Annotated in this window: 12 protein-coding genes and 1 pseudogene; 4 read left to right on the forward strand and 9 right to left on the reverse strand. The window is 65.1% G+C overall.

The window, feature by feature from the left end; all coding sequences use genetic code 11:
• A pseudogene (locus GOSPT_RS05745) lies at positions 1 to 290 on the reverse strand (hypothetical protein); the annotation flags it as partial.
• A 123-nt stretch (positions 291 to 413) separates the two neighbouring features.
• On the opposite strand from GOSPT_RS05745, the gene GOSPT_RS05750 reads away from it, so the two are divergent.
• A complete protein-coding gene (locus tag GOSPT_RS05750) occupies positions 414 to 1,553 on the forward strand; it encodes a sensor histidine kinase (RefSeq protein WP_039854961.1) in 1,140 nt (379 codons plus the stop codon).
• A 31-nt stretch (positions 1,554 to 1,584) separates the two neighbouring features.
• On the opposite strand, the gene GOSPT_RS05755 is transcribed toward GOSPT_RS05750, so the two are convergent.
• The gene (locus GOSPT_RS05755) at positions 1,585 to 1,977 is read right to left on the reverse strand and encodes a response regulator (RefSeq protein WP_231894583.1); all 393 of its coding nucleotides are present in this window, start codon (positions 1,975 to 1,977) and stop codon (positions 1,585 to 1,587) included.
• Here GOSPT_RS05755 and GOSPT_RS05760 point away from each other — a divergent pair.
• A complete protein-coding gene (locus tag GOSPT_RS05760) occupies positions 1,976 to 2,233 on the forward strand; it encodes a response regulator transcription factor (RefSeq protein ID WP_005203983.1) in 258 nt (85 codons plus the stop codon). The two genes, GOSPT_RS05755 and GOSPT_RS05760, sit on opposite strands and share 2 nt — an antisense overlap.
• 130 nt (positions 2,234 to 2,363) lie before the next feature.
• On the opposite strand, the gene GOSPT_RS05765 is transcribed toward GOSPT_RS05760, so the two are convergent.
• Entirely contained in the window at positions 2,364 to 2,984 is a 621-nt protein-coding gene (locus GOSPT_RS05765) for a LysE/ArgO family amino acid transporter (RefSeq protein WP_005203985.1), read from the reverse strand.
• 70 nt (positions 2,985 to 3,054) lie between these two features.
• Between GOSPT_RS05765 and GOSPT_RS05770 the strand changes: the two genes are divergently transcribed.
• Positions 3,055 to 3,996 carry a LysR family transcriptional regulator ArgP gene (locus GOSPT_RS05770; protein WP_005203987.1) on the forward strand — a complete coding sequence of 314 codons (942 nt, stop codon included), beginning with the start codon at positions 3,055 to 3,057 and terminating at the stop codon, positions 3,994 to 3,996.
• Here GOSPT_RS05770 and GOSPT_RS05775 read toward each other — a convergent pair.
• The 6 genes from GOSPT_RS05775 to ku form a co-directional block, all read right to left on the reverse strand.
• Complete coding sequence (locus tag GOSPT_RS05775) at positions 3,985 to 4,473, reverse strand: cupin domain-containing protein (RefSeq protein WP_005203988.1); 489 nt, start codon at positions 4,471 to 4,473, stop codon at positions 3,985 to 3,987. The genes GOSPT_RS05770 and GOSPT_RS05775 overlap by 12 nt on opposite strands.
• On the reverse strand, positions 4,436 to 4,879 hold the full coding sequence (locus tag GOSPT_RS05780; RefSeq protein WP_005203991.1) for a DUF4267 domain-containing protein: 444 nt from the start codon (positions 4,877 to 4,879) through the stop codon (positions 4,436 to 4,438). Before GOSPT_RS05780 ends, GOSPT_RS05775 begins: the two co-directional genes overlap by 38 nt.
• A gap of 121 nt (positions 4,880 to 5,000) precedes the next feature.
• Complete coding sequence (locus GOSPT_RS05785; protein WP_231894584.1) at positions 5,001 to 5,747, reverse strand: SGNH/GDSL hydrolase family protein; 747 nt, start codon at positions 5,745 to 5,747, stop codon at positions 5,001 to 5,003.
• A gap of 23 nt (positions 5,748 to 5,770) precedes the next feature.
• A complete protein-coding gene (locus GOSPT_RS05790; protein ID WP_005203995.1) occupies positions 5,771 to 7,069 on the reverse strand; it encodes an MFS transporter in 1,299 nt (432 codons plus the stop codon).
• Positions 7,070 to 7,098: 29 nt separating this feature from the next.
• Positions 7,099 to 8,571, reverse strand: a complete 1,473-nt coding sequence (locus GOSPT_RS05795) for a flavin-containing monooxygenase (protein WP_005203996.1) — start codon at positions 8,569 to 8,571, stop codon at positions 7,099 to 7,101.
• Positions 8,568 to 9,566, reverse strand: coding sequence for a non-homologous end joining protein Ku (gene ku / locus GOSPT_RS05800; protein ID WP_005203998.1), 999 nt, complete (start codon positions 9,564 to 9,566; stop codon positions 8,568 to 8,570). Before ku ends, GOSPT_RS05795 begins: the two co-directional genes overlap by 4 nt.
• Positions 9,567 to 9,658: 92 nt before the next feature.
• On the opposite strand from ku, the gene ligD reads away from it, so the two are divergent.
• Positions 9,659 to 11,307, forward strand: a 1,649-nt coding sequence (gene ligD, locus GOSPT_RS05805; protein WP_005204000.1) for a non-homologous end-joining DNA ligase, incomplete at its 3' end; no start/stop codon positions are given.

Consider the following 11,307-nt stretch of genomic DNA (forward strand, 5'->3'; position numbering starts at 1 on the left):
CCTCCCTTGCGGACCATCACCCCGGCCGGATTGCGGTAGACCTGCATGCTGTGCGCTCGCGGCACCGCCAGAACCGCCGCGACGACAAAGCCGACGAGGACCGCAACCGTCGCGCCGACCGTGACATGGTGTCCGCCGCCAAGGTACTGCGCGGTCTCGAAGACGCCGATGACCCCGATGATCAGCGGCAGCTTGAACAGGTTGTCCTTGATCGGCTGTTCCCGCGTCTGGCGGTACAGGATCAGGCCGACGACCAGGACAGTGATGACTGCTGTGCTTGCAATGTTCATGCTTCGAGCATCGGCTCGCGGCAGCCTCGAAACATCAACCCGAGGGTGGATCCTGGGTGGAGATCGGGTGGATCGTGAGACTCCTGCACCCCGACTCTCCGACGTCCAGATTACGGTTGCGGTGTGACAACGAGTCGAGACCCGGTGGCGACGGACCGCCTGCTGATCCGCGGGATCGTCGCGGTCGCCGTGCTGGTCTCGGCATTCGCCGACACCGGTAAGCAGCCGGTCTGGGCAGCCGTCATCGGCTGGATCGCCGTCAGCGTCGTGGTGGTGTTGTTGTTGCGTTCAGTGGTGCGCGACAAGAATGCGCAGAGTTGGAGCACGAAGGTCTCGACGCTGCACGCCATCGCCATGATGGCGGCTGCAGTCGTCGCAGCGTTCGCGTTTCACGGCAACGCCACGGTCTGGCTGCCCTATATCGGCGTTGCCGCGGCGGCGATGTCGCAAACATCGATCCTCGCGTCGACGCTCATCGCGCTGCCATCACTGACCGCGCTGGGCGTCCTGATGTGGTGGCAGACACACAACGCCTGGGCTGTCTGCATCAATGTCGCAAGTGCGGCAGCAGTTTTCGTCTTCGTTCAGTTACGACGCCGTCAACGCGACGCCGCAGAACTCGCCGCAACTCAACGCGAGATCATCGCCGCCCAACAATCCCGCGCGGCCTTGGCACAGCAACAACGCCAGATCTCTGCACAACTCCATGACGTTCTCGCGCACACACTCTCGGGCCTCATCATCACGCTGCAAGGCGCTGCACTGCAGGCCGAACGCGAGTCGGCGTCTGCAGAACTGACCGAAAAACTACGCACCGCAACCGCGTTGGCACGTGATGGCCTCAGTGAGGCGAAGACCGCCGTCGAATCGCTGCGCGACAACACGGTGCGAGAGTCGGACCCGCTCGATCAATGGCTACCGAAGACGTTGGCGCAGTTGAGAACCGGCGCAGGGCTTGACGTCGAAGTATCCGGCGATGTCGACGACGTACCCGCACTCTGGCACGACGACGTGCGCGCCGTACTCATGGAGGGGCTCACCAACTCGATGCGTCACGCCGCAGGCGCACCCATACGTATCGAGTTCACGCCGCACCTCGTTCGGGTGCGCTCGGTCGGCGACCCGTCGACTTTCGTCGACCGTGGTCACACCAGCGGCGGCAACGGGCTGACCGGGTTGGCCGAACGAATCACGGCGGCGGGCGGATCACTGGAATACGGTACGACCGCACAGGGTTTCGATCTGACGGTCCGGTTTGGTTGATGACGGCTGATAGATGAGGACACGGGTGGGTTCATGACGGTACGGCCGCTGCCGAGAGCAATGCCGACTCGATCGCGGTCGGGTCGGCATCCTTGTTCAGGAAGCCGACGGCACCGGCGTCGAGTGCTGCGACGATCGTCGCGTCGTCGTCGTAGGTGGTCAACGCCACCGCGCGGGTCGCAGCTCCGGACGTGACGAGTCGTCGAATCCCTTCGATCCCACCGATTCCCGGCATGCGGAGGTCGGTGAGAAGCACGTCGGGAGTCTGCTCGGCGACCAACGCGAGAGCATCCTCGGCCGACGACGCAACCCCGACCACGTCGAGGGAGTCGAACAATCCGAGCATCGAGCGCAACCCCTCGCGCACGACAGTCTGATCGTCGGCGATCACTACCGGCCGTTCGCTGCTCGACGAAAAAGCCATGCGCGCCTTGCTGTCCCGGCCTGCGACGTCGCCCGAGGGGATCACTCCGCGCACCGAAAACCCCGATGGCCTCACCGACCGCGAGTCGGAGGTGGTCACACTGATCGCGCAGGGGCTGTCGAATCAACAGATCGCCCGCTCACTCGTCGTGGGGGTGAGTACGGTCAAGACGCACATCAACCACATCCTCGCCAAGACGGGCTGCCGAGACCGCGCGGCCGTCGTGGCCTACGCGTACCGCCTCGGGCTGGCCTGAGCCCGCCGGGCCGCTGGTCGAGCTTGTCGAGACCAACCCGCCGGTCGAGCCTGTCGAGACCACCACTGGTGATTTCGACTCGGCAGCTCGCTCCGCTCGCGGCCAGCTCAATCAGCGGAATGAGACCACCTCACGCCGAGAACAGCAGCGTGGCGCCCATTCCCACCATGATCACGGCCACGATGCCGTCGAGAATCTTCCACGCCCGCGGTTTGGCGAACACCGGCGCGAGCCTGCTCCCGCCGCGGCCGATCAACGTAAACCACAGCACGCTGGCCGCGCACGCTCCGATCGCGAACGCCCACTTCGCATTTCCGTGACTGTTGGCAATCGCCCCCATCGTGAGCACCGTATCGAGATACACGTGCGGATTGAGCCACGTCAGCGCCAGCGCCGACCCGATCGCCACCCAGCGCGACGCGGTGCGCACCTCGTCGGCGTTGGCCGTGATCGCCTCGCTCGACCGGAGACACCGCCGCGCAGCAAGCAGTCCCAAGGCAACGACGTATGCCCCGCCCGCAATCTTCGCGACGGTGACCACCGCCGGATGCGCCGACACCAGCGCGCCGAGTCCCGCGACTCCCGCGACGATAAGCACCACGTCAGACAGCGCACACACCACGATCACCGGGTTCACATGCACTCGACGCACACCCTGCTGCAGCACGAGGATGTTCTGCGGCCCGATCGCCACGATCAAGCCCGCTCCGGTGAGCAACCCGGTCATGGCTGCGAGGAGATACGTCGTCATGCCACGAACGTAAGACCGCGTCGTCGACAAGTACAGCGAATGTTTCTATCGAAACATTAGACTCTCTTATGTGGATCTCGGATCGGATGCCCTACGCACGCTGTCAGCGGTACTCGATGCGGGTACGTTCGACGCCGCGGCAGACCAACTGCACATCACACCGTCAGCGGTCAGCCAGCGCATCAAGGCCCTCGAGGTCTCCGTCGGACGCATCCTGGTCCGTCGCACCAAACCGATCACCGCGACCCGCGACGGCGAAGTGCTCGCACGGATGGCCAAGCAGTGGAATCTGCTCACCCTCGAGGCCCAGCTCGAACTGACCGGCGACCTCGACGACGCCATGACCACCTCACTCACCGACCGCCCCCGCGTCCACCTACCCATCGCCGCCAACGCCGACTCACTCGCGACCTGGCTACTCCCCACACTCGCGCGCTTCCACCGCGAGAATCCCGTGGCCGTCGAAGTGATCCGCGACGACGAAGCGGTCAACAGCTCGCGCTTGGTGACCGGCGAGGTGATGGGCGCCATCACCTCCGATCCCCTGCCCATCCGGGGGACCACACTGCGGCCGCTGGGCATCATGCGCTACCTACCCGTCGCCACCGGGCAGTTCCTCGACACCTGGATGCCCGACGGCGTCGACGACGCGTCACTCGCGAAGGCCCCGATGGTGCAGTTCGATCGCAACGACGAACTGCAACGCAGAGTGCTCCGAATGATGTCGGGACAACGACTCGATCCGCCCGCCGTCTACATCCCCGCCTCCACCGAGTACCACCGCGCCATCGAGGCCGGAATGGGTTGGGGCGCAGTCCCTCTGGCGCAGATCGCCGACGCACTCGACAGCGGCCGGGTGGTCACCTTCACCGACCTCCACGTCGACGTACCGCTCTACTGGCAGTACTGGAAGCTCGGGTCGTCGTTGCTGCGCACACTCACCGAACTCGTCGTCGACGGCGCTCGTCGCCATCTGATCGCGCCGCCGGACACCGACTCCTCATCCACGTGAGCTCTGGCGGTCACTCCACCACGCGGGAGCGTCGACGAAATGATTGTCGTACGGTTCCTGCGCGGCCGCCAACTCCTCGAATGTGGCCTCGCCCGCCTGGATTCGCGAAAGCAGTCGGAAGTACTCGAATCGTTCGACGCCGGGCGTGAGGACGATCAGGACGCGTGCCGCAGCGTCGGGCACCGCACCGAAGGCATGCGGCATGAGTCGCGGAATCGACACTGCCGCACCGGCTTCGACTGTCACGATCTCATCTCCGGCCATCAGACGCAGGCCACCCTCGATGACATAGAACATCTCGGACGACTGCCGGTGAAAGTGAGGTGCGGCGCCGTCGACACCCGCGTCGAGTCGTACTTCGAGTGAGCTCAGCGCGCCTGCGGTGTCGGATGCGTCGAACAGCAGGTGCATCGACGCGCGCTCGTTGCCGACGACATCGTCAGTGGCGCTGCGGAATACGGGTGCGGTGGTGGTCATTGAGGTCTCCATTATCTTGTTGATTGATTGTCGGATCAGAGAAAGAGCAGAACCGCTGCGACGACCAGTGCAAGTGCGGTCGCGCGTGAATGCCGTATGCGGCCGCTTTGCTGCCCCGATTGGTCAGCACGATGACCATGTCCCCCAACGGGATCAAGGCAAGCACGAGGACCAGAACACCGAGGTAGTCGAGTGCGACAAAGGTGAAGACGATGACGAGCAGTCCGGTGACGACGTCGCGAATGCCCTTCACCTGCCACCAGCCCCGTGCGTCCGGAGCCGGAGGTGTCGGCAGTCCGAAACCGGCGGCGTTCTTCTCGCTCTTCGCCAAGTAGGCGCAGCCGACTGCGATGATCATCAGCGCGCCGGCCCAACTGAGGACGAGTCCGATCGAGGTCGCGAGCATCGCGATTCCTTCCGAGAGGATGATTTCTATCGTTGGAAACTTCCAACGATCTGAACTCTATCAGTGATAGATCGAAAGCACGAGGGATTCGCTCGAAAAGGGAATGCACGCCGCCGACGACTCAGCGACGCGTCGGAGCATCTCCATCGGAAGCGGTCAATGCGGCGTCGATCTGCTCGGCGTAGATCGCGTGGAACGCCGCGGAGGGATGGAACCCGTCGGCGGCGAACAGTCCGTCGCCGGACGGCTCAAAACGCATGATCCTGCGGACTCGCCCGGACCCGGCGACCACGTCGTCTGCGATCGCGTCGAACTGCGCGGCACGCGTGCCCAGCGTCTGGGCCAGCGCACCGGGCAGCGCCGGGCACATCTGCAGCATCGGCACCGGCAGCAGCACGATTTCGGCCCGCTCCGACGCCGCGCACACCGCGTTGAGCAAGGCTGTCAGCTCGTCGCGCCACCGACGGGCCGTGTGCATGTTCTTCGCGTCGTTGGCCCCGACGGACACGACCACGACGTCGGCCTGTGCAAGCACGGCGTCGTCGATCAACGTCATCACCTGCGCAGCGGTGAAACCCGTTCGCGCGGCCACGACCCACTGCACCGGACGCTCTTCCCTGGCGGCGAGCCGCGTCGCGACTCCGCCGGCGAGCGTATCGAGGTGATGCTCGACCCCGACGCCGCCCGCGAGGCTGTCGCCGAGGACCACAAGGCGCAGACAACTCGGATCCGACGCGTCGCCGACGGTCCCGAAGTCGCCCTCGGCCTGCGGTAATCGCACCACGCTCCGCTTGGCGCGCAGCCCCTGCCACGCGATCACCGGGGTACGCCAGGTGGCAGCGGCGGCCAGGGTCACGATCTCACGCATGGCGTCCATTGTCGCAACATCGCTCAGGGCGTGCTCGCGGCCGTCACCACCGCGTCGTCCAAGGGATGCTCGACCTCGTCGCGCCACAGCCGCGCGACGACGTAGAAGGCGATCGCCGCGGGCACCGGCAGAATGCCGCCGATCACGAACACCGCGGTGAGCCCGATGACGTTGCTCAGCGGTGCGGCGATCGCCATCGACACCGGCATCAGGACGACGGCGACGAAGAAGTCGAGACTCGCGACCCGACCCAACAGCTCGGGCGGCACGCGTCGCTGCAGCAGCGTGCCCCACAGCACCGACGGGGCGTCGAATCCGAATCCGAGCAGCGCACCGGCGACGATGAACAGCCACGTGTGTTCGGCAACGCCCATGACGACAAGCGGCAGACTCGACAGACCCCAGATCACGAACATGACTGTGAGGTACCGCCGAGGCATCCGGATCGACGCGAAGTACGCCGATCCGATCGCCGCGCCCGCGCCGTACGCGGCGAGGACGAGCGCGTGGTCTGCCGCACCACCGTGTACGCGTTCACGCAGCGCGAAGGGAACGAGTACCTCGATCGGACCCATCGTCGCCAGTACCAGCAGCGTCGCGAAGAACAACGTCGCCCAGAGCCACGGGGTCCGTAGTACGTAGCCGAATCCCTCAGCCAGATCCGTCACTGCTGATCGGATCGGGTTGCCCCGCAGGGATTCTCGACGCCGAGGTAGCGGCTTCATGGTGAGATAGCAAGCGCCGGAACCGATACTCGCGACAGCCGCCAGTACGACGGCCGGCCCCGGCGCGGCAATCGACACGATCAGTCCAGCAACCATCGGACCGATCGCCTGATAGACGACGGGACGGGAGAATCCCTCGATTCCGTTGGCCGCCTGCAACTCCGACGCCGAGACGATCCGCGGAAGCAGCGCCGAGTAGGCCGGGTAGTACATACCGGTGGTGACACCACCGAGTAGCGCGGCGATCACCACCATCGGCAGCGTGAGAGCCCCGAGAATCGACAGCACGCCGACGAGTCCGAACACCCCCATCTTGACCACTTCGAGCGCCACGATGATCGATCGTTGCGAGATCCTGTCGGCGAGCACTCCCCCGGCGAGCGTCGAGACCACCATGCCCACCGCCGACACACCCGTCGCCCACGCCACCTGCGTCGGACCGCCACCGAGTTCGATGATCTGCCAGACCAGCGCGATCTCCCAGACACCGTCGGAGAACAACGCCAGGATGAGCCCTGCGACGAGCCGACGGAACTGCGCACCGGCCAATGGCCGCAGCGCGCGGGGTAGTCGGGTCTCGGTGGCGGTGACGGTCACCCACTGAGGATGCCCGTCAGCGGGCCAGGTCAGCCAGCGCTTTTTGCCGCCGACTCCCCGGCGGTGTGGAATTCCATCGCCTCGGTGACGTCGTAGCGACGCGAATCGATGGCGTCGAGCAGCAGGTTGTGCCTGACCTGCCACGGCGCTTGATCCGACGACTTCGGGAGCGCGACGGCGCCGCGTCGGACATAGCCCGCATCCAGCGCGAACAGCATGTGCTCGGGCAGCGTCGCCGACCCCATGCTCGGCGCGGCCGACGTGTACCCGTGCGACCGCATGTATGCGATCAGATCGCCGACCGCCTTGCTGGTCAGATCGACGCGCAATGTCCACGACGCGTTGGTGTACCCGATCGACCACGCCAGATTCGGCACGTCGCTGAGCATGTACCCGCGATAAGCGAACTTCTCGTGCGGCTTGAATTCGACGCCGTCGACCGACAGTTTCGCGCCGCCGAAGGCGAGCAGTTCGAGTCCGGTCGCGGTGACGATGATGTCGGCGGGCAATTCCTGGCCCGATACGAGCTTGATCCCGCCGGGCGTGAATCGGTCGATCTGGTCGGTGACGACGTCGGCATGGTCGGAGCCGAGAGCCTTGTAGAAGTCGGCGTCGGGGATGATGCACAGCCGTTCGTCCCACGGGTTGTACCGCGGACGGAAGTGCGTGTCGACGTCGTATCCCTTGGGAAGATTGCGGATCGCGATCTGCCGTAGCAGCTTTCGCGACGTACGCGGAAAACGCCGCGCCAACAGGTAGATCGACAGCGTGACGAGCGCGTTGCGGTACCGGATCACGTCGTGCGCCCACTGCCTCGGCAACAGCCGCTGAATCAACGGTGTCGTCGGCTCCTGCCAGCCGACGGGGAACAGGTATGTCGGCGAACGCTGCAACATCGTCACGTGACCGGCACGGTCGGCCATACTCGGGATGAGGGTGACAGCCGTTGCGCCACTGCCGATCACGACGACATTTTTGCCCGTGTAGTCGAGATCCTCGGGCCAGAACTGCGGGTGCACGATTGTCCCGGAAAAGTCCTGAGCGCCCGCGAAGTCGGGGGTATACGCCTCGTCGTACCGGTAGTAGCCGGTGCACAAATAGAGGAATCGGGTTGTGTACGTGCGGGTTTCGTCACCCACACTCGTCGTGACAGTCCAGGTGTCGGTCGCGGTGTCGAAGCCGGCCGCGGTGACCGTGACACCGAAGTCGATCTGATCGTGAATCCCGGTGTCCCGCGCGGCCTCTTCGAGATAGTCACGAATCTCGGCGCCCGACGCCATGGTCTTGGTTCCACGCCACGGCCGCCACGGAAAGCTGAGTGTGAAGATGTCGGAGTCCGACCGCACCCCTGGATAGCGGAACAGATCCCACGTGCCACCGATGCGTTCACGCTGTTCGACGATCCGGTACCGCAGGCCCGGATTGCGCTCCGTCACACGGTAAGCGGCGTCGATCCCCGCCAACCCTGCTCCCACGATGAGCACATCCAGTACGTCGCTCAACTTGCCGCTCGCTTTCGGGTCGTCTTCTTGGCTGGTGTGGACTTCTCGGCCGTTGTCTTGTCGGCCGTTGTCTTGCCGGCTGTTGCCTTCTTGGCCGCGGCGCTCTTGGCTGCAGTTTTCTTGGCGGCAGCCTTCTTTGCCGGCGCCTTCTTCGCCGCGGCCTTCTTTGCGGGCGGCTTGTCGGCAGCGTCCGATGAACTGCCGCTCGCGTCTCCCTTGTCCTTCACCGAAGCCCGCAGCGCGGCAAGGAGATCCGCGACGTCGGAGTCCTCGTCGGCAGCTTCTTCCTTCTCGTCGCTTTCCGGGAATGCCTCGCCGCCTTCGGCTTTCGCCTCGATCAGCTTCGACAGTTCGTCCTGGTAGGTGTCGGAGAACTCGTCCGGGTCGTAGTCGGTTGCCATCGAGTCGATCAACGACGACGCCATCTTCAATTCCTGGTCGCGGATCTGCACGTCGTCGCCGAGGAAGTCGAAGTCGGGCTTGCGCACCTCGTCGGGCCACAGCAGTGTCTGCAGGGTCATCACGCCGGGTTCGATGACCCGCAGCGCTGCCATGCGGGTGCGGTTGCGCAACGTGAACGACGCGATCGCCAGCCGGTCGGTCTCCTGCAACGCCTTCGCGAGCAGCACATAGGCCTTCGGAGACTTCGACGACGGCTCGAGGTAGTACGGCTTGTCGAAGTAGATCGGATCGACCTGGTCGACTGGTACGAACTCGACGATCGAGATCTCCGGGCTCTTCTGCACCGGCAAACTCGCGAGGTCGTCTTTCGTCAGGATCACCGACTCGCCGCTGTCGGTTTCGTAGGCATTGGCGATGTCGGAGTAGTCGACCTCGGTGTCGGTTCCCTCCCGCACCCTGCGATAACGGATGCGGGCACCGTCGGACGAATCGACCTGATACGACTTGCGGTCGTGACTTTCTGTCGCCGAATACACCTTGACGGGTACGTTGACCAGGCCAAAGCTGAGGTCGCCCTTCCAGATCGAGCGCATGGGCACCATTGTGCCATCGGTCACGTCCCGTCGGGGTTCACCTACCAACACCGAATCTGGGCACACGCCGGGATTCTGGGCACAATGAACGCATGGCGCCCTCCCAGAGCCTGGAGATCGACGGTCACACGATCGCTCTCACCAACCTGGGCAAGGTGCTGTATCCGGCGACCGGCACGCGCAAGGTCGAGGTCGTCGACTACTACACCCGCATCGCCGACGTCATGCTTCCGCATCTGCGCGGCAGGCTGATCACGCGCAAACGCTGGCCCAACGGTGTCGAGTCGACTCCCTTCTTCGAGAAGGACCTACCTAGCGGGGTTCCCGACTGGATTCCCCGCTACGACGTCGCACACAGTGGCCGCACCATCACGTACGCCATGGCAGACTCGCCCGCGGTTCTCGTGTGGCTGGCACAGATGGCAGCACTCGAACTCCACACGCCGCAGTGGATTGTCCCGCCGCCCGGCGTACAGGCCGATCCACAGGTGTCCGGCCCCAAGGGACTCGGCGAGATCCGCGCGAATCGACTCGTCCTCGACCTCGACCCGGGCCCCGACGTGTCACTCGACGAATGCGCGCAGGTGGCGCTCATGATGCACGAGATGCTCGACGGCGCAGGCCTTGCTTCGTATCCGGTGACCAGCGGCGGCAAGGGAATTCACGTCTACGCGCGCTTCGACCGACCCGTCGCACCCGATTCCGCACGCACTGTTGCGCGTGAAATCGCCTCGACGCTCGCGGCGGCACACCCGAAGACGATCACGGCGACCATGTCGAAATCCGAACGCGCCGGCCGTGTCTTCATCGATTGGAGCCAGAACAGCGCGTCGAAGACGACGCTCGCGCCGTATTCGATGCGCGGACGCGAACAACCGTGGGCCGCCGCACCGCGGAGGTGGGACGAACTCGCCGGTCCGGGCCTGACACAACTGCACTTCGGCGAGGTGCTCGAGCGCGCCGACGATGGCGATCTGCTCGACGGGCTCGACAGCCCCTACACACCAGACACCGACGACGCCACGACAACCACCAGCGACTCCGCAGCCTCCGCAGACGACTCCGCGAATGCAATCGAGGACACGGGCCCGCGCCCGGTCGTCGACCTCAGCACCTACCGCGCCAAGCGCGATGCGTCGAAAACCCCGGAACCCTTCGGCGACGACGAGCATCGTCGACGTCGCGCGCAGTCGTCCGACAGCGAGGACGATGACGCCGACCCCGATGACACCGACGACTATGACACCGCCGGCACATCCGGCGCGGCGTCGGCAGAACCGATCTTCGTGATCCAAGAGCACCATGCCCGCCGTCTGCACTACGACTTCCGACTCGAACGCGACGGCGTGCTCGTCTCCTGGGCGGTGCCGAAGAACCTGCCGACCGATCCGGGTCAGAACCGGTTGGCCGTGCACACCGAGGACCACCCCCTCGACTACGCGGACTTCTCCGGCGACATCCCCGGCGGGGAGTACGGGGCGGGGCACGTGGAGATCTGGGATCACGGCACGTACGACACCGAGAAATGGCGTGAGTCGGAGATCATCGTCCGCCTCCACGGCGAACGAATCCAGGGCCGCTACGCGCTCATCAAGACCGGCGAGAAGAACTGGCTCGCGCACCTGATGAGCGACGAACCGCGACCCATCCTCCCCGACAGCCTCACGCATCCGCGCCCGATGCTGGCAACCGATGAACCCGTCGACCGTCTCGACGGCAGGGACTGGGCATTCGAAGGCAA

The sequence above is a fragment of the Gordonia sputi NBRC 100414 genome (assembly GCF_000248055.1).
Classification (GTDB): domain Bacteria; phylum Actinomycetota; class Actinomycetes; order Mycobacteriales; family Mycobacteriaceae; genus Gordonia; species Gordonia sputi.